A 24,845-nucleotide genomic window follows, 5' to 3' on the forward strand; every position below is an offset into this window, starting at 1 on the left:
TCCTACTTTCTCAAAAATTGATAAACAACTTGCAACAGTGAAGTTGGCAATAAACGTGGTAGCGCCCTCAAAATAAAAGTAAAGAGTCCAGAAATAATGCCTTGTAACTTTAAACGATGCTTTAATTTAAATAAACGCCATTCTGCTCGCGCTTGCGCAAGACCTCGACGCCGTCCTACCATCCCATTACCAACACGCGCATACACTAAAACATCAGCTAAGTTTGCAACTTTTTTTCCCATCGCGACCATTTTTATCCATAAGTAGTAATCCTCTTGTAAATCTTGATAGCCACCACAAGCTAACACAGCCGCCTTTTGATAAGCCACAGTCATATGATTAAAAGGACAACGGCGCTGAGTAAATGTAACAATATCCTCATGTGTTGTAGGTACTCGACGATAACTCACAATATCTTGAATATTTTGTCCAAATTCAGCAATTTGTCCACCAACGATGATTGTATCAGGATTACCTTGAATATAGGTAATTTGCTGCTGAAAGCGTGTTGGTACACAGATATCGTCAGTATCCATTCGAAAAACCCAATCATATGAGCAGTGTAATAATCCCTCATTAAGCGCTTTACCTAAACCTAGATTATGAGGTAATTTGACCACTTTTAAAGGAAGTAAATGGGCAAATTCATCAACTACAGCCTCTAACTCTGCCGTGATTTTTCCATCAAATACAATAACAATCTCTGTTGCAGGTAGCGTTTGGGTTTGTAAACTGATAAAACACTCACGTAGATACTGCGGATTTTCTTTGATATACAAAGACATTAAAACTGAAAATTTCATTACATAAACCTTTTCATATTAATTGCCAATGATGGTGAAATAAAGGTCAATCCAGCCATAAATAAATGTTTGATACTACCTGTTTTGGTAAAAATAGCGAAGTAATATTTAGCGGCAACACGTGATAAATTCATAACATAAGGATATGCCAACATATACAATGCATTTAATTCAAAATGACGAGCTTGTTTTTCTGTTTTAACATAACGAGCTTTGATTTCATGAATTGCTTGTTCTGTATGTTTTGTATTGGTTGATACACTTGAACGCTGAGTATGAAAGGTACAAATTGTTAACGCTTGATCAACATAACAGGGATTAAATTGAGATTCACATAATAATTTTAATAAAAACTCATAATCCTCTAGTGAACGTAAATAGCCAGACAACCCACCAACCTGTAAAAAAAGAGATTTCTTGATGGCAATCATAGGCATACCACCGATTTTATTGGCTAATAAAATATTATCAAGTGTAAGTTGAGTAGTATCACGATAAGGATGGGTCACATAAGAAAACCCTTCATTGACCATCATACATTGTGCAGGATGATAAATAAAATTAATCATCGGATTTTGAGTTATCGTTTCTGTTAATACTGCACATTTCTCTGCCATAAAACGATCATCATCATCTAAAAACAATAACCAGTCATAACTTGCCTGCCTCGCCCCAATATTACGGCTTTCTGCAGCCCCTAAATTTTGATTATTACGAACAATTTTACAACTAAACGCATAGCTATCTTTAATTTCAACAGGTACTATTGAATGATCATCGACAATAATGACTTCAAAATTCTGTATGGTTTGAGTCTTTAAGCTCGCTAATAATTTAGGAATTTCATCAGGACGATTATAAGAAGGCACAATAATACTAAACATTCATCCCCTCCTTATTTTTAAATAGCCATACCCATTTCCCTTTTTTACCAAATAATGACAGAAACATGATAAAAATTAACATAATCCCAGGGAACGCATAAGTATCTGCTTTAATCTGAAGCACACTTAAAATAAATAGTGTGGATAAAGTAAATTTCCAACTTCCTTCAAACCAGTTATCTGCAACACGTTTCACAAAATATGCCGTGAAAGCAAAACAAGTCATTAAATAAGCTAAGCCACCATAAAGCACTTGACGTAGAAAACCAGAGTCTGTTGCTCCATAATATTTGCCTTCATCAGTAAAATACTCACCATCACCAATCAAAAATTGCTTAAGTGTTGGAATAAATAAATGGTTTTTAATTAAATTTTCACTGGACGAACTGATTTTACTCATATCTTGATGTGAAAATAAATTAATCACTGGCTCAAATGCATGGGCAACATATTTATGTTCTGAAAAATTCAAAGATAAAAATAAAACAATCGCAGCAAAAGTAATTAACGCAGGCAAATAACGCCATTTAAAATAAAGAATAATGCTGATTATAGATAACATAAAAAATGTTCTACCCGAAATAGTCCCAATAAATAACAATAAAAATAAAAAAAACGCTGAAATACGATTCTTTTTGACATCATAAGCGAGTAAAAAATGTAGCAACATTAAATAAAAGATACTGAGCTGAAAAAATGCAGAAGACGTGAGATTGTATAAACGGTACTCCTGCTCTGAATTGTAAAACCTTGGCATGATAGTGTGAGTTGATAACACAAGATCAATCACCGTAGTAAGACTGAACAATGCGAGCAAACCGATAGCAGCTTGTATAACAAGACCAATTTTTAAATCACTTACAAACTGAACCTGTCCTGCTAAATGGCAATAAAATAAATTATAGATACCTATTCCAAAGACAAATAAGACTAAACTTTTAACGTACATTCTCACTACACCCAATTCAGTTGTACCATTAATAAGAATAGGGATGATGCTCAACAAAATTAATGCAATGATGACTAAAATACTGTCTATAGGTACAGCAATACCTTGTGTTAATTGTTTTGTATACAAACGATAAATAAGCCAAGCTACGCCAATGCCACCTACGACAAATGCCATACGTAAGAAATGAAATAACCAAGGATCATAAAGATAAAAAAAACTGAATAATGTTGACATACACGTCTTAAACCTAAGTTAAAAATTTCGCAAAACCGCTAAAAGTTTTTTTAAAGGATATTTCACTAGTTTTTTCAATACGTTATTTGATAGAGATCCCCTGCTACTCTCCAAATTACTCACTAATTGAGGATTTTCAATCACCAATAATGGGCGAACAACAACAACATCTAACTTAAACTCTGAGCCAAATAAAATAAAATCATCTGCCAACCAAAATGGTCGATGATATTGTTGCATATAAGTTAAAAATCGCTTAGCTGCCGACTTTTTAATCAAATAAGCCACTGTTCCAGCAAAATAGTTTTTATAAGGATAAGCATAGCAAAAGGGGGTATTAGCGATCCGCTTACGCCAAAATGAAAAAGTGGTTGGATAATTTATTTCGAGTTCAAAAGCATTAAAATCTGTAATCTTAGATTGTCCAACTAAAATCAGATCAGCTGTTGGTTTTTGTGCTAACAGCGAACGTAAATGCTGTTTAAAATCGAGATTAAATAATGCATCATCTTCACAAACTAGACAATATTCCTCTTCATCAATTTGTTTGTCTTCCGCAATTTGTTGATAAACACCGAGATGACTTAAGGTACAACCAATCTCACCTTGAGTAACATGGCGACCATAACGTGTGCTGAACCCCTCAACATCAAAAAGTGCGGTCAGATTTTCCCAACTTTCGTTCATTGTATTAAGTGCTGAAAATAGCTTAAAATCTTGTGTATCTGCTTGACTAAAAAAAAGTTCTCGACGATGCTGATCTTTTGCTAATGATATTAAATATTTTTTCATTTTATGCTCTTATATCAATAAGTTGAACGCCTAATTCATCAAATAATCCATAGCATGCCTCATAGGCGGGATTTTCCGTTTCAATTCTCAATGCTACAACTTCGATATTGTCACTTTTATTCATAATATTAATGATTGCACTACTAAAATAAGTAAAAACTCGATATTTTTTCTTTTTAGCTTGCTGAATAATATAATCTTCAAAAATAAGTTCTGTATCAATATATTCCACATTATCCAAACGATATTTTTCACGAGGATGAGGAAAATAATAATGAATATTGAACTGTCTTATCACTTGTTCAGCTAATGTAATGTTACGTTGTTCATCTAAAAAAACGGGTTGCCCTAATAACACATTAATACAATCAGAATCCCTTATTTGCATATCACAGGGTTCGACTAAATCAATATTGACTACATTATCAATAATATTTTTAAAACCATGATAAATCGTATAATGACGCTGTGATAATGATCTAAGCAGCTGTATACTATATTTATTACCTAATAAAGCATTAACTAATTTTCGCTGTAATGTAGGAATCTCATTTTGATAAAATAAACTGTTTTCGACAATATTAATCGTACCATCATCAAAAGTATTCAACTGCTCAAACTGAATAGCACTTAGCAAAAAATGAATCTGTAAATCATTGATATTAGCCACAAAGACTTGGTCAAATTTTTTTCCACCAAAATGACGTTTTAAATAACAAATCTCTTTGAGTAGATTAAAACGATCATTATGCTGAATCATAGTAAAAAATGGACCACACTTTTTCGCCAAACGCTGACTATAAAAATCAAACTTTTTATTGCTCACCGTTGAAAACATCACTCCATAAAACTCAGAATGAGGAAACTTATCGATAATTTTTTCTGCGATCAAAACCTGTAATGGTGTACAACAAATAATCAAATTCATACAACTTTCCCTACTTTTGCGGTCATTATATACAATACAGGTAAAATAGTGACTGCCCCAATAATACTTGCAAAAGGCACAAATTGAATCTCAGTCAACGTGAGACAAATTAAACTCACTACATAAACTATTGTTGTTATGACAGAACAAATCGAAATGAGTTTATTTTTAGCATAATAAAATAAGTAATTAACTAAGATAAGATAAGGGATAACCAATGTTGTTGATACTAAAAACAAAATAATGTAATACTTTGTTCCGATAAACTGCTTACCTAATAACCAAACGACAAATTGTTCTGGGATAAACCACATAATTAATGCAGGTACAGGAACAAGTAACAACGTGTATGTCGCCCATTGATGAATATGTTTCACATTAATACGCTGTTGCTTTAATGCTTCAAATAAATAAGGCACAGTCGCCTTATTCACTGCCTGAATAGCAATCATTAAAATAGCTGCAATTTGTGCGCCCATCGCATACAGCCCCAGCTCTGCATCGCTAAATTGGTGATAAATAAATAAGCGATCTAATTGTCCACGTAAAAACAAACTTACATTATGAAGAATTAATGGCATACCAAAGCCAAATAAATAAACTAATGCAGTTTTATATTGTGTAAGCTTAAACTTTTTATACCTTATTTTTTTGCTATATAAAAAGTATACAATAAGAAATACGAATAAATGACTCAATAAAATCGCTAAAATTCGTTTTTCAACTAAGTCATTCTCATACACTTCTAACAAAATTACTGTGAATAATGCGGATGTGAGAGCTAACAATAGTTGGATGACTGAATAGGCAACGGCCTGTTTCTGACACTGACGTAAACTTAATTGAACCGCTAAAAAGGACTGAAAAATAGCTGAAATCGCCAGATAAACCATCATTTCAGATTGTAAGAGTAAACAGCCTAATAAAATCACACAGCCCATTAACAATGTGTAGACATAACCTGTTCTGACGACTAAGTTTAATGATCTACGACCATAAAAATAGAAAAAGCGTGCAACAGCACTTTCTTGGCTTAAACCGACAATAATTAAAAATAAAACAAGATAAGTCTGATAATAAGAAAGCTCACCAAAGCCTTCTACACCTAGCTTGCGTGATAAATAAGGTAATAAGAGAAAAGGGACAGATTTTGAAATGAGTTCACCAAATAAATAAATCGCACTGTCTTTAATAGCTTTCATTCTTTGCTCTAATTGAATGTATTAGGGCGACATTTTAACAATAAACAGATTTTAAACAATAGACATCTCTGTGTAGATCATCAATAATACACCACCTTTTACTTATCTTTACTGAATATGTTTGCATTAACAAAACTTATCACTGCCATGATTCTTCCGCCATTTAATGTACTGATTTTATGGCTACTCTCACTTTTCTTTTCATTTTTTCATTACAAAAAATTAAGTCGTTTATCCGCATTCTTGGGTATCGCTATTTTGTATATTTTTAGTTTGCCTTATACATCACACAAACTAGAAGATAACTTAGTTATTGAAGATAACTTAAGCTTAAATGACTACCAAAAAGCACAAGCAATCGTATTATTAGGTGGAGGCTTACGTGATAGTGCTGAATTATTTAATAAATTAACAGTTAGCGCGATTCCATTAGAACGTTTACGCTATGCGGCTTATTTGCAAAAAGAGACGCAACTCCCCTTATTAGTGACAGGCAGTTCACCTAATGGTACATCTGAAGCACAAGTAATGGCGACTGAATTAAAAACATTTTTTGCTGTACCAACAACATGGCTTGAACATAAGGCAAAAACCACAAAAGAAAACGCACAATTTAGTCGCCAAATGTTAGAGCCAGAAAAGATAAACAACATTATTTTGGTTACTAACCAATGGCATATGCAACGTGCCAAACTCCTTTTTGAACAACAAGGATTCCATGTATTACCGGCAAGCATTGGTCATGGCGTTTCCCCTGAACATTATGGTTTAAATTTTATGCATTTTATCCCTCAGGCAGGCGCAATTCATAAAAATATGATGTTATTAAAAGAATGGATTGGTTACTGGAAAGAAAAAACGCACTAATACACATCGTCTACGTCTATTTTAACGAATCGTGAATATATGAGATTTTTCTGTGATAATAAATCACAGATAAGCTTTTTTAACAATATATTAAAAATAAGGCGTAAAAAATCCTTTTACGCCTTGTTTTGACTCATATTATTTTGCCAGTCTTGCCGCTCTTTGCATAATTTCTAACGTTAACTCACAAGATTTAACAAAACTAGAAACAGGTAAAAATTCAAAGTTTGAATGGAAGTTATGTGCTCCTGTAAAATAATTTGGCGTAGTAATTCCTTTTACTGATAATGCCGCCCCATCTGTGCCGCCACGCATAGGAGTAACTTTAGGCTCAACTTGTATTGCTTGCATAGCGTTAAATAGTAAATCAATTGATCGTCTATCCTCAGTTAATGTATTTGCAATATTGCCATAAATATCTGTAATATCACATTGTATCTGAGCACGTGGATATTGCTTCTGAATTGTTGTTACCGCTTTTTCAATAAATTGTTTACGCTCTTCAAAACTTGTTTTATCAAAATCACGAATTGCAATATTTAAAGTTGCCGCACGTTGATTAGCGACAAAGCCATTAAACCACCAATAACCTTCTTTATTTTCCGTGCATTCTGGTGTTTGTTGACGATCAAATAAACTAATAAAATCTTGAGCGACTAAAATTGGATTCACTAATACTCCTTTAGCCGACATAGGATGTGCACTCACCCCCTGAATTGTTATCTTAGCAGCAGCTGCATTGAAGTTTTCATAAACCACTTCACCTAATTCACAACAATCTATCGTATATGCAAAATCAGGTTTAAATTTAGTTAAATCCAATAATTTTGCCCCCCGCAAACCAATTTCCTCATCAGGTACAAAGGCAATATAAATATCACCAGTTGGGATATCCTGTGCTTTAATCAATGCAAGTGCAGTCATGATATTCGCGATTGCAGCCTTATTATCTGCTCCTAATACACTAGTACCATCACTAAAAATAATCTCTTGATTGCAATAAGGTAATATTTCGGGATGTTCCGATACATTCAACCAGATATCTCTCTCCTTATTCAGCAATAAATTATCACCTTTAAAAGTTAAAATTTGTGGTTTAATATCTGGGGATAGAGAAACATCTACTGTATCTAAATGAGCAACAAAACCAATAGGGGTGGCATTTTCTACACGCCCTTTTAGCACGCCAGTGACATTCGCATGAGCATCAATTTCAACATCAGATACGCCTAATGCGTTTAACTCTTCAGCTAATAAGGTTGCTAATTTCCATTGCCCTTCAGAGCTTGGAACTGTTGTTGCACTCGCCAAACTTTGACTACTCATTGCAAGGTAACGAAAAAATTTTTCAATCAATAATGCTTGCATTGTCATGCTTATTCTCCTTTTATTTTTTTATAAATAAACACACTCACACAATAACGCACTTTCTATAACAGATGCAATAAGTTAAAACAATCAATGTTGACATACCTCAAATAACAATCCACTTTCATAGAAAGTGGATTGTTATTGTTAACGGCTCAAATCTCATCGACTAAAGTTTATTTGGAAAATAATCAATTTTATTTAGCCGTTTTACTAAGAACCAAACACCATATATCAATAGCCTTGCTGATATACTATCTCAGCTAACTTAACACTCATCAATGCTAAATTAAAGCGTTGTTCATCGGCAACAGACCAAAATTGAATACCATTTTCTAATTCATTTATTGCACTAATATGCAGTTTGACCCGTGATTCATTTGCTTCTACTTCACCATTCGTCACTGGCGTTATCATTTTTTCTGCATGATACACCAATAGTTCATGTTGAGACCAAGATGTTAACTGTGCTTGTGCCTCTAATTGATAATCTGACAACACGCTCACCATTTGTCCAGTGCCATAAAACACAGGGACTTGAATGGCATGAAAAATAATATTTTCAAGTTGAGGAAATATTTTTTGTGTTTGATTAACTAGCATTGGGTTGAATATAGGGAAAACATCAAAAGCCAAACGCTGCTCCGCTTCATCAAGAGGAATACCATTTAACAAACGTGCTGTTTGCCCTGCCAATTGACTCACTTTATCCGCATTTGTGTAAGAAGCAGGCAATAATGAAGTGACAATAACTTGTTTCAAGGTATTATTTTCCGCTAACTGTGCAATCGCCAGCGACAGTTGTGTCACTTGTGGATCAGGTAAGGATACAATATTACGCTGGCGTAGCTCGGTTAAGTCTTGTTCATTAACAGTTGGTACAACAACAGGCACATCTTGCAACGCTGCACAAATACCTTTCATATCAATAACAATACAACCTGACGCGGCAGCTTTAGCAACATAGGTGACTTGGTCGACATCACCTGCGAAGAACAGATAATGCCATTCTGACCACTCTACGTCCTCAGGCTTAATTTGTGCCACACTTTTATTGTTAAAACGAATCCCTTGTTCTTCAGTAAAAGGAGAAATATCCACAATAGATAATTGAGTAATATCTAATTGGCTTTGTTCTAACGCTTCTGCTAATTTTTCACATAATTCAAATTCAGCTGCAATCGCAATATTTAGAGTTGCACTCATTTTTCTCTCCACTGTAAAATAGTGGCTTCATTTTACTGGAACAAGAAGAAAACACAATGACACCAGCAATTGATTTACTGAAAAAACATAAAATCCCCTTTAAATTGCACAGCTACGATCACGATCCTAATAATACCCATTTTGGTGATGAGGCCGTCGACAAACTTGGAATTGACCCAAATCAGTTCTTTAAAACTTTATTAGTTGCAGAAAATGGTGATCAAAAAAAGCTGGCCTGTTTTGTATTGCCCACAGCGAATATGCTGAATTTAAAAAAGGCGGCGAAAGCAATTAATGTGAAAAAAGTAGAAATGGCAGATAAAGATTACGCTCAGAAAAGCACAGGATATTTAATAGGGGGAATCAGCCCATTAGGGCAAAAGAAAAGACTTAAAACTGTCATTGCAGAATCAGCTTTACAGTTTGAGCATATTTTTGTCTCTGGCGGTAAGCGTGGCTTAAGTATTGAATTGACTCCACAAGATTTGGCAAAACTTTTGAACGCCCTCTTTTTAGACATTGTTGATGACTAACCTGAAAAGCACATTACCAGCACAATGGCTGGTAATGTAAAAAGTGCGGTCTATTTTAATAAAATTTTGCTTAAAAAGCCGTAGTATCTTGGAACAATCCCACTTTCAGATCAGTAGCCGTATAAATAATACGACCATCCACTTCTACTTCACCATCAGCCATACCCATCACTAGTTTACGATTGATCACACGCTTCATATTGATACGGTAAATCACTTTTCTAGCAGTTGGTAAAATTTGCCCCGTAAATTTCACTTCCCCAACACCTAAGGCACGCCCTTTTCCTTTACCGCCGATCCAACCTAAGTAGAATCCAACAAGCTGCCACATCGCATCTAAGCCCAAACATCCAGGCATAACAGGATCGCCAATAAAATGACAGCCAAAAAACGGTAAATCTGGTTTAATGTCTAGTTCAGCTTCAATATAACCTTTATCAAAAGCACCACCAGTGTCTTTCATTTCCACTACTCGATCCATCATTAGCATTGATGGAGCTGGAAGTTGAGGTCCGTCTTCGCCAAATAATTCGCCACGTCCTGATGCAAGTAAGTCTTCGTAGCTGTAACTACTTTTTTTATTTGGTGTACAACTGTTCATTATTTTAATCCTCCTCAATTTTAGGATATCTAAGCAAAGTCTGCTTAAATATATTCTAACAGAGTTAATAATAAATAAAAATAGCTAACACTTGTACGCTTAACTTATCCGATCAGTTACTTTCTACGGAAAAACCACTCAAATACGCTACTCTTTTGCCATTGCTGCTCTGCGCGTTGTTCAATACGATGTGCAATTAAGCGTGATATTGGTAATGTTTCTTCTGTATAAAACCGTTCTTCCTCTTCCACTAAATCACGTTGAAATAAAATTTCACAAGCTTGATAAACATCTTCTACAGGATAAATAAAAAATTGTCCTTGTTTAACGGCATTTACAACCTCTTCGCTTAAGCTGAGTTGATGAATAACCGAAATTGGTACCATGACCCCTTGTTTACCTGTTAATCCTCGGCTAGCGCAAATTGAGAAAAACCCTTCAATTTTAGCATTTACACCGCCAACTGAATGCACTAAACCAAATTGATCTATCGCACCTGTAATCGCAATAGATTGAGGTAAAGGTTGAGCTGATAATGCACTCGCTAATACACAAAAACTAGCTAATGAAGCACTATCTCCATCAATTTCGCCATAAGATTGTTCAAATACTAACGAAGCAGAGAAAGGCAATTGAGAGGGTAATTGTAGAATATGTGCTAAACAGGCTTCCGCAATCATAATACTTTTACCGTGAATATTACCTGCAAGCTCACTTTTACGTTCAACATCAACAACTTCTCCATCACCAAATTGGACAATACAACTGATGCGAGATGGTTCGCCAAATGCCATTGGTGTACCTGGGTATTCAATAACTGATAACCCATTGATCTGACCAACTATTTCACCATCTGTTGCAACATAAACTTGCTCATGCAAAATATCCGCATACGTTTGTTCTTGCAAAAAACTTTGCTGTAATGCTTTTTGTTGAAAAAATTGTTCAAAATCCACCGCACTTAATAAAGCATTGCCATGTTTTTGACTTAAAATTGCGGTGCTGGTGAGAATCTCTTTTAACTTTAAAGGAGAAATAGATACAAAACAGCGATCTTCACTGTCACGTACTAGTAGTTGATATAACTTATTAAGGCCATCTAGACTCAGCTGAGGTAATTGATGTTGTTGAGCAAAGGTTTGTATATATTCAGCCCATTTTAAAGCGTTTTCAACTTTTTCAACGGAATAATAACTTTCAATTTCGGAATAATCAGCTAAATCGTATAAATCAGCATCTAAGGAGGCTAATGTGGCAAGCTCTTCTCGATTCCCTATTAAAATCACTTTTAAACTCAGAGGATAGCCTGGGATATCACAAGGTAAGTCTTTAAATGGGTGTGATGAATACCAATCAAAATACTGAGTCAATAAAATCTGTTTTAAACGTAACCATAAATCAAACTGAGAAATAAGCGAAGTAACCGAAAGAATTAATATTCCCCCATTCACTTCATGCACTAAACCTGATTTTAGTTGAATTTCTCTTGATGAAGGATGTATGCGTAAAGCACCAAAGAGTTGAAATTGATCAACATATAATGCACTCGCCACGGATCTTTTCGTGGCAAAATTATCTGTGATCGATTGTGCAAACTCGGCAGTCACAGTAGGAAAAGAAAAAGAATCGCCTTGTTGTATCAGATAGTGTACACCTTGAATCGGAATATCTTCACTTTGCTGTGCTTGAATTGTTTGCTCCAATAAACGGAGATACTCTCCTTGCTCATCACCTTTCAACACAAGTAAATTGCGCTGAGGATTTCGTAAAAACTGTGTTATTGCTGCATTTGCCCGAGGCTGTAACGCAAAAAAATCAGTTGTCGAACGCGGTAATTCTGTTAATGGAAGTGTTGGGCGTAAGTCTTGCCATGAGAACGCTTTTTCAGCTAAAAAGGATGGATTCACACGTATTATCTCGTTATGTTGAGTGATTATTTTCATAATTCGTCATTATCGCATATTTCCCAAAATAGTGAAAATGTGCTAGAAAAAAACACGAAAACCGCGTATATTAACAACAGTTACCACGTCACTAATTTGTTTAAATGAGAGAATACAATGAAATATCAAAAACTTGAAAATCAAGAGGCTCATTGGAAATGGTTGTATTTAATCAAAAAACACCGTGAAGGTGAAAATATTACGACTTACGAAGAAAAAAGTTTACGTGAAGATAAAGTACAACAACTGATCACGTACCAAAATAAACCACAACAAATTGAAGAATGGATTCGTCATCACTTATCACCTCAGTTAGTGATCAAATTAGATCAAGCTATTCGTGCCCGCCGTAAACGTTTTTTTAACGGCGAAAAACAATCAACGAAAAAAAAATCTATCGATTTAGAATATGCAGTTTGGTTACGTCTTTCTCGTTATTCACGTAAAATGAAAATGACACTCTCAGAAACAATCACTTATATGATTGATGAGCGCGAAAGCAAAGCACAGTTTGAAAGTCAAATGTCTGCGATGAAAGCGGGCTTAAAAGACTTATTAAAATAATTAAGATAAATGAAAAGACAAGGCTGCAATCCTTGTCTTTTTTTGACTAAATGTAAAGTAAGAGGATTATATTATTCAACAATTGGAATAATTTTTGTTGCATGTGATCCTTTATCACCGTGAACAACTTCAAACTGGACTTTCTGACCCGCTTTTAAAGAGCGGTAACCATCCATCTCAATTACTGAATAATGTGCAAAAATGTCTGCATCTGTTCCCTCTGCCGAAATAAATCCAAATCCTTTTGCGTTATTGAACCATTTAACAACACCAACTTCCATAATTAAAACCTCTAATGGTCAAATGACCTTAACTACTTTTATTTTTAATAAGACTAATTTGTCTTACCACCCAAATTTTATTCAGCTAAATATTCGACGAATTTTCTCTTTTTGGCAATTAAAAATAGTTTAAAATCAAACCGAGATCACAAAATTTTTGCATTTTGGAAGCGCTTACTCAATTCAGCGAAGTTATCATAATGAGTTAAATACTCGTCTTATTCAACTGAATATGTTTCGCGTAACTCTTGAGCAACAAGTGCAATTGCCTCACCCGCACTAATCCCTTGAGCCATCAGTGATTGAATTTTTTCTACTGCAACTTGTTGTTGCTCATGAGTTAAATTAAGGAGAATATTATCTAGCATCGTTTCTTTCCTCTAAAAAATACTTCAAAAGTTGACTACTCTTACTTGAGTTCATTTAAATTCCATCTAAAAATTTTAATCAAATCGAGCCATTGCTGATCTAAATCGGCATGAATTTCCAGCTTCTGCTGTGTAATAGGATGAGTAAAAATTAAACTTTCTGCATGCAACATTAAACGTTGAATGCCAGTATGCTCAGTCAATGCTCTATTTTGATGTAAATCACCATATTGTGTATCACCCAGAATAGGATGGAAAATATGTTTCATGTGTCGACGTAATTGATGTTTACGCCCTGTATGAGGGATTAAACGGACTAAAGAATAACGTGTGGTCTTATATTTTTTAACAGCATAAGGCATTTCAACTGTGCATAATCCAACATAATCAGTCACAGCCTGTTGCGCTACTTTATCTACTTGAGCAAACTTATCAGCGACTTTATCTAATTGAACTTTCAAAGGGTATTCAATCTGTGCTTTCCCTGTTAAATATCCTCTAACTATAGCTAAATAACTTTTTTCAACTTGCTTATTCTCAAATTGTAAACAGAGCAAGTTAGCAATCTCACTATTTAATCCAAATAGTAATACTCCTGATGTTGGGCGATCTAAGCGATGAATAGGATACACATGTTGCCCTATTTGATCACGTAATGTTTGCATAACAAAGGTTGTTTCATGTGTATCTAACCAACTACGGTGTACTAACATACCAGCGGGTTTATTTACTGCGACTAAGTATTGATCTTGATACAGGATATCTAATTTCATAGGCTATTTCTGCAACAATGCTTCAATTTCGCTGATCGGAGATAATAATTTATCTAAACCCTCCATTTCTTTTAATGCTTCTTCTAAATAAGGCGTAATTGAAATTTTACTTGGAAGTGCTTCGCCTGTTTCTATCAAAGCATACATACGAGGAATAAAAATCCATTGTAACCATTCAGTTGGTGACATGGTATCTAGCGCAAAAGGTTGCTCACTTAAAAAAGCTTGTTCCTCTGGTGGCGTAACTTGCCATAATGCCAGCTCTTGCATAACTATTTGTAATTGTTGTAAATATATTCGTGTTTGTTGATGCATAATCATCCCCTACTAAAAACAAGATTTTATTTTAGGCGATTTCATGTATTTACACTACAATTAAAGAAAAAAGCAGCCAATTTAATCAAAATTAATTAAAATAGTATTAAAACTAATAAAGCATTTAATAACCATGTACCTTATCGATACTTTTTTTAATTATTCACCCACAAATAGTGAAAAAAGTCCAACTTATTCCCTAAATCAAATAATTGATCAATGGCGCTATAATGGACAAATCATCGGACGCGAAATTCCAATATATATTGCAGAACAAGAACAACAGCAAGGCTTTGCAATACGCGTTATTTGTCCTGAACAACACAGTTTATTACCTGAGTTTAATAATGTAGAAGTAGAAAAGGCTCTTGATAATGCTCAAAAGAGCGGTCTATTTTTTGATAGTTTTCATGTGGTTGCTGATGATCTCAACTCAGATCAAACGAGCATACACACGACACCAAGTTGGCAAGTGTTATACACAACTTATCTGCAATCTTGCTCACCATTACATAGCGGTGATGATTTTTATCCAATTCCTTTATATAAACAACTGAAAAACATACCGCACTTAAGTATGGATCTGATTAAATGGCAAGAAAACTGGCAAGCGTGCGATCAATTACAAATGAACGGCTCAGTATTAGAACAACAAGCACTAAGAGAAATCTCAGAAATTACTAGTACATTAGCCAAGCATGGACGACATTTGGCTCAAGAGATTGAGCAACATACAGGCATCCCAACTTATTACTATTTGTATCGCATTGGTGGGGACAGTTTACAAACAGAACAACAACGTTGCTGCCCTAGTTGCCATAAAGCATGGTACTTAGACGATCCTCTTTTTGACTTATTTTATTTTAAATGTGACGATTGCCGTTTAGTATCTAATTTATCATGGCATTATTAATGTAATTTTTGTTTGAACAACGTTAAAAGATTGTTCTCATGTAGGTCATTATTGGTATTTTCTTAATTAAAAATCACTGTTTTTACTGTTCATACTACGCTAGTATAGTTTGCCTCAATATCACTATCCCATAACGTACTTTATTCAGGAAAATTTAAAATAAAATACTTAGAATCTCTTCAACTTCTAATGAAATTCATGTAACGGTAAATTGCGACACATAAAATTTACTTCGTTTAAGCCAGCAAACGTAGTTAAGATATTTAATTTAGAGTAATTGAGTTTGCATAGCAAGCAAATGAAAAAATTAACTATGAAAAAAATTTCATGAAGAAAAGAAGAAAGCCTTAGTTGGGAATAGTTATTTTGCTTTGTACCAGTAAAGAAAAGTAAATAAAAATTTAAAAAAGGAAAAATAATATGCACTATCAACATGATAGCCTAAATAAACTTACACTCGGACAAAAAACACAATATGCCACAAATTATGACCGCACTTTACTACAAGCTGTGCCGAGACAATTAAATCGAGATAGCTTAGGTATTACACAAACACAACCTTTTACACTTGGCGCAGATATTTGGACAGCATATGAGATTTCATGGCTCAATTCTAAAGGTGTACCACAAGTCGCAATCGCTGATATAGAAATTGATTTTCAAAGTAAAAATTTAATTGAATCTAAAAGCTTTAAACTGTATTTAAATAGTTTTAATCAAACTACTTTTGACTCATTTTCTACAGTACAGCATACATTAGAACAAGATTTAGCCGATTGTGCAAAAGGAAAAGTGAGAGTACAGCTCCATCCTTTAGCTAAATATAATCAAGAAAGTATTGCACAGCTAAATGGCGAATGTATTGATGAATTGGATATAACAATTACTCACTATGAATTTGATGCCTCGGTATTAGAAAACTGCTGTAATGAAATTGTAGTTGAAGAAACATTAGTCAGTCATTTATTAAAATCAAATTGTTTAATCACTAATCAACCTGATTGGGGAAGCTTACAAATTCATTATGTAGGTAAACAAATTGATCGTGAAAAGCTATTACGTTACATTATCTCTTTCCGCCAGCATAACGAATTTCATGAACAATGTGTAGAACGTATTTTCTGTGACTTAATACAGTTTGCACAACCAAAAAAACTCACTGTATATGCTCGTTATACAAGACGAGGTGGCTTAGATATTAACCCATTTCGTTCAAACTTTGAAACTGTACTAACAAATCAGCGTTTAGCTCGCCAATAGGAGAAGTTATGGGTCAGAATATATATTATGTCAATCCTCGCGGTAGTATGGATCAACTCTCTCATTTAGAAGTAGAATTGCTCACTAAAAAAGCGAAAAGTCCACTTTATAGCCTTTATCGCAATTGTTCACTCGCTGTATTAAATTCAGGTGCAGTAACCGATGATAGCCGTGCTCTATTAAATAAATACCCAGATTTTGATATTCAACTTGTAGCAAGAGAACGTGGTGTATCACTTGAATTACACAACCCACCTCAAGACGCTTTTGTTGATGATCGTATGATCCGTAATATTCAATATCATTTATTCGCTGTATTACGTGATATTTTATTCGTGAATGTAATGAGCCAGCGTTTAAATCCAGATAATATTCAAGACAGTAAACATATTACTAATCTTGTGTTTTCTATTCTGCGTAACGCTAAAGCCTTACCTGTTGGCGAACATCCAAACCTCGTCGTGTGTTGGGGCGGACATTCTATCAACCAAATTGAATACCAATATTGTCGTTCAGTGGGGACAGAACTTGGTTATCGTGAGCTTAATATTATTACAGGTTGTGGGCCTGGTGTAATGGAAGCACCAATGAAAGGAGCCGCAATCGGTCATGCTAACCAACGTTATAAAAATAGCCGTTTTATCGGTATTACTGAACCTTCCATTATTGCTTCTGAGCCACCAAATCCAATCGTTAATGAACTAATCATTATGCCTGATATTGAAAAACGCTTAGAAGCGTTTGTGCGAATGGGACACGGTATTGTGATTTTCCCTGGTGGTCCAGGTACATTTGAAGAATTATTGTACATTTTAGGAATCAAGCTTGCGGAGGAAAATCAAGGACAACCATTGCCACTTATTTTGACAGGTCCAAAAGAAAGTGCAGACTATTTTGCCACTATTGATCGTTTCATTGGTGAAACTTTAGGAAAAGAAGCACAAGCATTATATGAAATTATTATTGATGATCCAGTGACAGTCGCCCGCAAAATGAGTCAAGCAATGCATGATGTCAAAATGAAACGCTATGAGAACTGTGATGCTTATGGATTCAATTGGTCTTTAAAAATCCCAACTGACTTCCAACAGCCCTTCATTCCAACTCATGAAAATATGGCAAATTTAGATTTACATCGTAATCAATCGACTATGAATTTAATTGCTAATTTACGTCGAGCATTCTCAGGTATTGTTGCAGGAAATATCAAGCCAGAAACACAAGATCAAATTGAAGCATTAGGTCGCTTCAAATTGCATGGTGATCCAGAACTGTTAGAAAAAATTGATCAAGTACTACAAGATTTCATCGTACAGCATCGTATGAAGTTACCTGATGGCACGGTCTATGAGCCTTGCTATGAATTAGTCAAATAGTGCAAAATAGATCGCACTTTACTTTTTAAATTACGTTTCTAAAAAAGTAAAAAATAGCTTGTTTTTTAACAAGCTATTTTTATTATCATTTAACGTAAAATTAAAATAGGTTTATCACTATAACGTGCCACTTTAACTGTATTAGAGCTTAAACCTTCTTTATTATCACGTACTGCCATCATAATAATTAAATCAATATTTTTCTCTTTTGCAATGCGGTTAATCTCTTCATAAACAGGACCATGTGCCAAAATATGTTGCACTTTCGCACCTTCTGGAAAATGTTTTTTCGTAAACGCATGTAGTGCCTTATTTGCTTCATCCAATACATCTTGATCAAAATTCTTTGGTAAAAATGAAGAGACAAAGCTACTGCCTAATGGTGGCACGACGCTCATCACTCGATACACAGTATCTGGATTATGTTTTGTCATTTCCAAAGCGGTTTTCACCGCTTTTTCCGCATCCTCTAAATGACCTAAATCGGCTGTAATTAAAATTTTTTTAAACATGATGTTTCCTTAGTCTTCTGGACGACGGCGCTGATTCATCGCTAACAGCGATAATAACAATAAAGTTGGAATAAATAACCATTCTTTTGCTAATGCATCTTTAACAGGGACTCGACCTTCCAATACTACTTGATCCCAGTTTAAGCCTGCTTTTGCTGCACTTGAATCAATTTCTACCGCATCGATAATCATTTGTTTACCTTCTGGTTTTTCTTGCTCAAACAAAGTCAGTCCCATTTTTTGTAAACGTTCTTCCCCAGTTTGTCCTTCTGGTATGAGTAATTGAGCATAAAATTCAATTTCTTTACCATAAGGGTTTAAGCCTGAAACTTTAATAGTCAAATTATCTCCAACCGCTGCTTTTTGTACTTCTTGAACTAATTGTGTTGGTTCAAAAGCACGTTGCGTTGGCGAAATATGCTCCATAAAAAAGCCTGGACGGAATAAAGCAAAAGCTAAAATAAATAATACAAGACTTTCCCAAACCTTATTACGACGGAAAAAATAACCAATTGCACCAGCAGTAAAAGCTAAAATACCGATGGTTGCTGTAATAAAGACTAAGATACCTTTTGCCCAACTGACATCAATTAATAGTAAATCCGTATTAAAGATAAATAAAAATGGCAAAATTGCTGTACGTAAACTATACGAAAAAGCAGTTAATCCTGTCTTAATAGGATCTCCACCTGAAACAGCTGATGCAGCAAAGGATGCAAGTCCAACAGGCGGTGTCACATCCGCCATAATACCAAAATAGAAGACAAATAAATGTACTGCAATGAGTGGAACAATAAAGCCATTTTGACGACCAACTTCAATAATCACGACTGCCATCAAAGAAGAAACCACAATATAGTTTGCAGTAGTAGGAAGTCCCATACCAAGAATTAAGCTAAAGCCTGCGACTAAAAGCAACATTAAGAAAATATTGCCCATTGAAAGCGTTTCAATGATTGTTGCTAATTGAACACCAAAACCAGTTAATGAGACAACTCCCACAATAATTCCAGCTGTTGCAGTAGCAATCCCAATACCAATCATATTTCTTGCACCAGCTTCTAAGCCATCAACAAGATCTTTCCAACCAAGTTGGAACTCTTGCTTGAAAGTAGTTTGTTTTCTGTAATAAGCGAGTAATGGACGTTGTGTGAGCAAAATCACAATCAAGGATAAGGCACCCCAGAATGCCGACAAGCCAGGTGATAAACGCTCTACCATTAAACACCAAATTAAAATGACTACAGGCAATAAGAAATGTAGCCCCGCATTGATTGTTGGTCTAACTGACGGTAATTTCACTACTGGAGAATGTGGGTCATCAATTTCTAAATCTGGGAATTGGGCGACACGACGTAATAGTAATAAATAAATTACTGCCAATAATGCAACAACAATACTAAAAGCGTAATTTGGTGTGACATCTTTTAACCACCCTAAACTACACTCAACAACGAAATACAGTACACAAAGAGAAATAAAAGCCCTTAATGCACCAATTAAAGTCGTTAAAAATGGCTTTGGCTCATCCGTTCTTGGTAAACCTTGTAAATTCATTTTACAAGCTTCTAAATGCACAATATACACAAGCGCAATATAAGAGATGACTGCAGGCAAGAAAGCATGGGTAATTAATTGACTATATGGCATATTCACATATTCAATCATTAAAAATGCAGCCGCTCCCATAACAGGTGGCATAATTTGTCCATTTACTGAGGAGGCAACCTCTACTGCACCTGCTTTTTCAGCAGAAAATCCTACCCGCTTCATCATGGGGATAGTAAATGTGCCTGTTGTCACTACATTTGCAATAGAAGAACCTGAAATTAATCCTGTCAAACCTGATGCGACAACAGCTGCTTTAGCTGGACCGCCGCGTAAATGTCCTAAATACGCAAAAGCACTTTTAATAAAATAGTTACCTGCACCAGCTTTATCTAACAACGCACCGAATAAGACAAATAAGAAGACATATTTTGTTGATACACCTAAAGCAACACCAAATACCCCTTCTGTTGTAATCCATTGTTGGTTGATAATATGAGAAAGAGTCCCTGTACGGTGACTGATAATCCAATCGCTAGGTAAGAATTGACCAAAATAGTTATAAACTAAAAAGACAATCGCAATAACTACTAATGGTAGACCTAAGCTGCGACGCGTCGCTTCAAGGAGTAGAAATATTCCGATGCAACCAGCAATGATATCTTGTAAGTTAGGCGCACCAAAACGTGTGACTAATCCATCATAGAAAAATAAATAATACGAACCTAAAAAAGCACCAACTGTTGCAAATACCCAGTCCACTAATGGAATACGATGTTTCGGTGACGATTTAAAAGCTGGATAAGATAAATAAGCTAAAAATAAAGCAAATGCGAGATGAATTGAGCGGGCTTTTGTATCATCAAATACGACATTGATATTCAAGCCAATATTACGTAAAAACTCTTGTAACCAAAATGGTGCGGGAGAAGCATAATAAAGTTGGAATAATGACCATAAAATAGCAACACCAGCAATTAATTTTTTAGGAAATCCATCTGGATCACGCCCACCAGTGTCGCTTGATGCCACAATATCTTGTAAATCATCATAATCGATGTTTTTTGTTGACACGCTAAAACTCCTCGTCATCTAAAAAATAAAAACGGAAAAAGGCAGGAACCTTGCCTGCCTTAAAAATATTGAGATAAGAAAATTACAACCAACCTCTTTCTTTATAGTAACGCACTGCGCCATCATGTAATGGAGCAGACAGCGCATTTTTGATCATTTCGTCTTCTTTTAAGTTTGAAAACGCTGGATGTAAACGTTTGAAACGATCAAAGTTATCAAATACTGCCTTAACAATCGCATAAACACTATCTGCATCTACATCAGAAGAAGTAACTAAAGTAGCATATACACCGAAAGTTTCTGTTGGAGCATCACTTCCCTTATACAAACCACCTGGAATTGTTGCTTTCGCATAATATGGGTGATCTGCAACAAGTTTATCAATTTCAGGTCCAGTAATTGGAACTAAATGTGCATCACAAGAAGCAGCAGCTTCTTTCAACGCTCCATTTGGATGCCCAACATTATAGGTGATTGCATCTAAGTTATTATCACACATAACTGATGCCATTTCTGCAGGTTTCAATTCAGAAGCGACTTTGAAAGCAGAAGCATCCCAGCCTTTTGCACCAAGAATAACATTCATAGTTGCACGTGTACCCGAACCAGGATCACCAACATTAACACGCTTACCTTTCAGATCATCAAACCCTTTGATATTAGCATCAGTACGTGCCATTAAAGTAAATGGCTCTGGATGAATAGAAAATACGGCTCTTAATTTATCATTTTTTTTACTTTCAAAAGAACTTGAACCATTATATGCATGATATTGCCAATCAGATTGAGCAATACCTAATTCCATTTGATTATTAGCAATTGAATTTAAGTTAGCAACAGACCCCCCTGTTGAAGGAGCATTACATTTTACTCCTGTTTTTGCAGAGTCACGATTTACTAATTGACAGACAGATTGTCCCACCACATAGTAAACGCCTGTTTGACCACCAGTACCAATGGTTACAATTTTATCGGCAGCAAATACTGCACTTGAAGAAAGCATTAATGCTGCTGTCATTGAAAGCTTTAGATACTTTTTCATAGAGTCATTTTCCTTATTTTGTTGTTGGTTTGCTTAGATGTACACTTCAACTAGCGAACTTAGAAATAGCAAAAATTTTACTTTTTTGCAACAATTTATTTTCTGTCAATTCAAATCTGTGCTAAACATCACATCACCAATAAAAGTAAGTATGGTAGATTCCTTATACATTTTAACTTCTCAAACCAATGCCACGACTAATTAAGAAATAAGCAATGCAATATAAGCTAATAATAAAGGTAATTAGTACAAAAAATGCATAGCCAATATGGATATCTGACACACCTAAAAAGCCATAACGAAAACCATTAATCATATAAACAATAGGGTTTAATTTAGATACTCCCTGCCAAAAATCAGGTAGCAAGGAAATTGAATAAAAAACGCCCCCTAAGTAAGTAAGTGGTGTTAAAACAAAAGTAGGGATAATGCTAATATCATCAAAAGAGCGTGCAAAAACAGCATTAATTAAACCACCAAGTGCAAATGTTGCTGTCGTCATTAACAAAATGATCACTACAATCAACCAAGAATGCACCTCAAAGGTCACAAAAAATAATGCCACTACCGTAACTAGAATACCAACACAAAGTCCTCTAGCAACACCTCCTGTGACATAACCTAGAATGATAATATGTGGTGATGTCGGAGAGATCAATAACTCCTCCACGTTTTTAGCAAATTTTGTGCTGTAAAAAGATGAGGCTACATTTGCAAAAGAGTTAGTTAAGGCAGACATCATAATGAGACCTGGTACAATAAACTGCATATAACTAAACCCATTCATTTCACCAATTCGACTACCAATTAGTTGTCCAAAAATCACAAAATATAATGTCATTGTAATCACGGGTGGCACTAACGTTTGCACCCAAATGCGCGTGAAACGTCGAATTTCTTTCGTTACAATAGTTTGAAATGCAATCCAAGCTAATCTCATTACGCACCACCTTTATTATCTGATTGATTATTTAATGCCATTGAAACGAACAACTCTTCCAGACGATTCGCTTTATTACGCATACTTAATACCTTGATATTTTGCTCTGATAACTGTGAAAAGAGCTGGTTTAATCCTTGTTCACGCTTTACCTCCACCTCAAGACTATGTTCGCTCATATCAATAACATTATACCCAGTAATTACTGGTGTATTTGCATAAGTAGCTAGATCAAACACAAAGGTTTCTGCTTCTAATTTTGCAAGCAATGCTTTCATTGGCATATCAACCACTAACTTTCCTTGCTGAATAATACCAATATTACGGCACAACATTTCAGCCTCTTCTAAATAATGAGTAGTTAAAATAATCGTTGTCCCTTGTTGATTCAACTCACGTAAAAATGTCCACATTGTCCGACGTAACTCGATATCTACACCAGCTGTTGGTTCATCCAAAATTAATAATTTTGGTTCATGCATTAACGCGCGAGCGATCATCAAACGACGCTTCATACCTCCCGATAGACGAATTGCTTGCTGAGTACGCTTTTCCCAAAGATCGAGTTTTTTCAACCAAATTTCTGCACGAGTTAACGCTTCTGAGCGAGGAATACCGTAATAACCTGCTTGATTAACTAAAATATCAATCACTCGCTCAAATTGATGAAAATTAAATTCCTGTGGTACAAGGCCTATACATTGCTTTAACTCACTGACCTGATTATCCAAGTCATAACCAAAAACGCTGACTTTTCCACTCGTTTTATTGACTAACGAACTGATAATACCTATTGTCGTAGATTTGCCTGCGCCGTTATGTCCTAGTAGTGCATAGAAATCACCAGCCTTTACACTTAAATCGATCCCTTGTAAGGCTGTCACACCATTTTTATATTGTTTTGTTAATTGCTTTATTTCTAATGCTAACATGTGTCCTACTTTGTTATTTAAATCCGACTGATATCAAATAAGCTTAAATCAATATGATTTGATGTACCATAAAATCTCGCGAGTGCTTTGCGTAATATTTCAGCCCGTTTTGGTAGCCCCTTTTCAGCATAAAGTTTCACTTGTTCATATACAGCTTGCTTAAAAGGCAATGTATCCCCAGGACTACCAGTCAAATTATCAACACTCGCAAAATAACGAAATCCTGCTGATGTGGACAAAATCCACTCAATGGCTTGAGGTTTTACTTCAACTTGTTCAAATAAACGCTGCTGCTGTTCTGTACGTCCATCAGGCTCATACCAATAACCAAAATCCTCAAGTTGACGACGCTCTTTTCCAGCAACAAGCCAATGTGCAATTTCATGTAAGCCACTACTATAAAAACCATGAGCAAAATAAATCGCATGATAAGGACAATTTTCATTTGCAGGTACATATAGTGGCTCATCTCCACCTTTTACTAATTTCGTATTGTATTCTTGTTCAAAACATTGATTAAAGATATTAATTAAATCACTGATTTGATGTTCCATTGATACTCCAAGTGTTAAAAATTTGAGAAAAATTAACCGCACTTAAATGAAAAAAGTGAACGAAAAAAGAGGCAGGATGC

The 24,845-nt window shown here is 35.0% G+C and carries 26 protein-coding genes; 6 read left to right on the forward strand and 20 right to left on the reverse strand.

Going from position 1 to position 24,845, the window contains the following annotated elements; genetic code table 11:
- Positions 1-2 precede the first annotated feature (2 nt).
- From DYE19_RS04760 to DYE19_RS04785, 6 genes are read right to left on the reverse strand one after another with little or no spacing between them, the layout of a single operon-like run.
- Positions 3-803: a glycosyltransferase family 2 protein gene (locus DYE19_RS04760; protein WP_115322803.1), complete on the reverse strand. Its 801-nt coding sequence runs from the start codon at positions 801-803 to the stop codon at positions 3-5.
- Complete coding sequence (locus tag DYE19_RS04765; protein ID WP_115322804.1) at positions 803-1,687, reverse strand: glycosyltransferase family 2 protein; 885 nt, start codon at positions 1,685-1,687, stop codon at positions 803-805. The genes DYE19_RS04760 and DYE19_RS04765 overlap by 1 nt, the downstream gene beginning before the upstream one ends.
- Positions 1,680-2,873 (reverse strand): hypothetical protein, encoded by a 1,194-nt coding sequence (locus DYE19_RS04770; protein WP_115322805.1) that lies wholly within the window; start codon positions 2,871-2,873, stop codon positions 1,680-1,682. The genes DYE19_RS04765 and DYE19_RS04770 overlap by 8 nt, the downstream gene beginning before the upstream one ends.
- An 18-nt stretch (positions 2,874-2,891) precedes the next feature.
- Entirely contained in the window at positions 2,892-3,665 is a 774-nt protein-coding gene (locus DYE19_RS04775) for a glycosyltransferase family 25 protein (RefSeq protein ID WP_115322806.1), read from the reverse strand.
- Position 3,666: 1 nt separating this feature from the next.
- Positions 3,667-4,593: a CMP-N-acetylneuraminate:beta-galactoside alpha-2,3-sialyltransferase gene (gene lst / locus DYE19_RS04780; RefSeq protein ID WP_115322807.1), complete on the reverse strand. Its 927-nt coding sequence runs from the start codon at positions 4,591-4,593 to the stop codon at positions 3,667-3,669.
- Positions 4,590-5,795 carry a flippase gene (locus tag DYE19_RS04785; protein WP_115322808.1) on the reverse strand — a complete coding sequence of 402 codons (1,206 nt, stop codon included), beginning with the start codon at positions 5,793-5,795 and terminating at the stop codon, positions 4,590-4,592. The genes lst and DYE19_RS04785 overlap by 4 nt, the downstream gene beginning before the upstream one ends.
- A 117-nt stretch (positions 5,796-5,912) precedes the next feature.
- Between DYE19_RS04785 and DYE19_RS04790 the strand changes: the two genes are divergently transcribed.
- Positions 5,913-6,662, forward strand: a complete 750-nt coding sequence (locus tag DYE19_RS04790; protein WP_115322809.1) for a YdcF family protein — start codon at positions 5,913-5,915, stop codon at positions 6,660-6,662.
- 138 nt (positions 6,663-6,800) lie between these two features.
- Here the strand turns inward: DYE19_RS04790 and pepT are convergent, their stop codons facing one another.
- Together pepT and DYE19_RS04800 are read right to left on the reverse strand one after the other, a co-directional pair.
- Positions 6,801-8,036: a peptidase T gene (gene pepT / locus DYE19_RS04795; RefSeq protein ID WP_115322810.1), complete on the reverse strand. Its 1,236-nt coding sequence runs from the start codon at positions 8,034-8,036 to the stop codon at positions 6,801-6,803.
- A gap of 228 nt (positions 8,037-8,264) precedes the next feature.
- The gene (locus DYE19_RS04800; protein WP_115322811.1) at positions 8,265-9,236 is read right to left on the reverse strand and encodes an oxidoreductase; all 972 of its coding nucleotides are present in this window, start codon (positions 9,234-9,236) and stop codon (positions 8,265-8,267) included.
- Positions 9,237-9,292: 56 nt separating this feature from the next.
- Here DYE19_RS04800 and ybaK point away from each other — a divergent pair, with 56 nt between their 5' ends.
- Positions 9,293-9,769 carry a Cys-tRNA(Pro) deacylase gene (gene ybaK / locus DYE19_RS04805; RefSeq protein ID WP_115322812.1) on the forward strand — a complete coding sequence of 159 codons (477 nt, stop codon included), beginning with the start codon at positions 9,293-9,295 and terminating at the stop codon, positions 9,767-9,769.
- Positions 9,770-9,839: 70 nt separating this feature from the next.
- Here the strand turns inward: ybaK and fabA are convergent, their stop codons facing one another.
- Positions 9,840-10,370 (reverse strand): bifunctional 3-hydroxydecanoyl-ACP dehydratase/trans-2-decenoyl-ACP isomerase, encoded by a 531-nt coding sequence (gene fabA / locus DYE19_RS04810; RefSeq protein ID WP_049214533.1) that lies wholly within the window; start codon positions 10,368-10,370, stop codon positions 9,840-9,842.
- A 116-nt stretch (positions 10,371-10,486) separates the two neighbouring features.
- Positions 10,487-12,277, reverse strand: a complete 1,791-nt coding sequence (locus DYE19_RS04815; RefSeq protein WP_115322813.1) for an AAA family ATPase — start codon at positions 12,275-12,277, stop codon at positions 10,487-10,489.
- Between the two features lie 153 nt (positions 12,278-12,430).
- Between DYE19_RS04815 and matP the strand changes: the two genes are divergently transcribed.
- The gene (matP, locus tag DYE19_RS04820; protein ID WP_049214535.1) at positions 12,431-12,877 is read left to right on the forward strand and encodes a macrodomain Ter protein MatP; all 447 of its coding nucleotides are present in this window, start codon (positions 12,431-12,433) and stop codon (positions 12,875-12,877) included.
- Positions 12,878-12,948: 71 nt separating this feature from the next.
- On the opposite strand, the gene cspD is transcribed toward matP, so the two are convergent.
- From cspD to DYE19_RS04840, 4 genes are all read right to left on the reverse strand, one after another.
- Positions 12,949-13,158 carry a cold shock domain-containing protein CspD gene (cspD, locus tag DYE19_RS04825; protein WP_049214536.1) on the reverse strand — a complete coding sequence of 70 codons (210 nt, stop codon included), beginning with the start codon at positions 13,156-13,158 and terminating at the stop codon, positions 12,949-12,951.
- A 218-nt stretch (positions 13,159-13,376) separates the two neighbouring features.
- A complete protein-coding gene (locus tag DYE19_RS04830; protein ID WP_115322814.1) occupies positions 13,377-13,526 on the reverse strand; it encodes a YoaH family protein in 150 nt (49 codons plus the stop codon).
- Between the two features lie 41 nt (positions 13,527-13,567).
- Complete coding sequence (truC, locus tag DYE19_RS04835) at positions 13,568-14,299, reverse strand: tRNA pseudouridine(65) synthase TruC (protein ID WP_115322815.1); 732 nt, start codon at positions 14,297-14,299, stop codon at positions 13,568-13,570.
- 3 nt (positions 14,300-14,302) lie between these two features.
- Complete coding sequence (locus DYE19_RS04840; protein WP_049214538.1) at positions 14,303-14,614, reverse strand: YqcC family protein; 312 nt, start codon at positions 14,612-14,614, stop codon at positions 14,303-14,305.
- A gap of 133 nt (positions 14,615-14,747) precedes the next feature.
- Between DYE19_RS04840 and DYE19_RS04845 the strand changes: the two genes are divergently transcribed.
- The 3 genes from DYE19_RS04845 (at position 14,748) to ppnN (ending at position 18,163) form a co-directional block, all read left to right on the forward strand.
- Positions 14,748-15,527, forward strand: a complete 780-nt coding sequence (locus tag DYE19_RS04845; RefSeq protein WP_115322816.1) for a Zn-ribbon-containing protein — start codon at positions 14,748-14,750, stop codon at positions 15,525-15,527.
- Between the two features lie 420 nt (positions 15,528-15,947).
- Entirely contained in the window at positions 15,948-16,787 is an 840-nt protein-coding gene (queF, locus tag DYE19_RS04850; protein ID WP_115322817.1) for an NADPH-dependent 7-cyano-7-deazaguanine reductase QueF, read from the forward strand.
- Between the two features lie 8 nt (positions 16,788-16,795).
- Entirely contained in the window at positions 16,796-18,163 is a 1,368-nt protein-coding gene (ppnN, locus tag DYE19_RS04855) for a nucleotide 5'-monophosphate nucleosidase PpnN (RefSeq protein WP_049214541.1), read from the forward strand.
- Positions 18,164-18,252: 89 nt separating this feature from the next.
- On the opposite strand, the gene DYE19_RS04860 is transcribed toward ppnN, so the two are convergent.
- From DYE19_RS04860 to DYE19_RS04885, 6 genes are all read right to left on the reverse strand, one after another.
- Complete coding sequence (locus DYE19_RS04860) at positions 18,253-18,675, reverse strand: universal stress protein (RefSeq protein ID WP_049214542.1); 423 nt, start codon at positions 18,673-18,675, stop codon at positions 18,253-18,255.
- 9 nt (positions 18,676-18,684) lie between these two features.
- Positions 18,685-21,315 (reverse strand): TRAP transporter permease, encoded by a 2,631-nt coding sequence (locus DYE19_RS04865; RefSeq protein WP_115322818.1) that lies wholly within the window; start codon positions 21,313-21,315, stop codon positions 18,685-18,687.
- 64 nt (positions 21,316-21,379) lie between these two features.
- Positions 21,380-22,339 carry a TAXI family TRAP transporter solute-binding subunit gene (locus DYE19_RS04870; RefSeq protein WP_115322819.1) on the reverse strand — a complete coding sequence of 320 codons (960 nt, stop codon included), beginning with the start codon at positions 22,337-22,339 and terminating at the stop codon, positions 21,380-21,382.
- Positions 22,340-22,511: 172 nt separating this feature from the next.
- Positions 22,512-23,279, reverse strand: coding sequence for an ABC transporter permease (locus DYE19_RS04875; protein WP_049214545.1), 768 nt, complete (start codon positions 23,277-23,279; stop codon positions 22,512-22,514).
- The gene (locus tag DYE19_RS04880) at positions 23,279-24,211 is read right to left on the reverse strand and encodes an ABC transporter ATP-binding protein (protein WP_115322820.1); all 933 of its coding nucleotides are present in this window, start codon (positions 24,209-24,211) and stop codon (positions 23,279-23,281) included. The genes DYE19_RS04875 and DYE19_RS04880 overlap by 1 nt, the downstream gene beginning before the upstream one ends.
- Positions 24,212-24,228: 17 nt before the next feature.
- A complete protein-coding gene (locus DYE19_RS04885; protein ID WP_115322821.1) occupies positions 24,229-24,765 on the reverse strand; it encodes an elongation factor P hydroxylase in 537 nt (178 codons plus the stop codon).
- Positions 24,766-24,845: the final 80 nt, after the last annotated feature.

The sequence above is a fragment of the Pasteurella canis genome (genome assembly GCF_900454865.1).
Classification (GTDB): domain Bacteria; phylum Pseudomonadota; class Gammaproteobacteria; order Enterobacterales; family Pasteurellaceae; genus Pasteurella; species Pasteurella canis.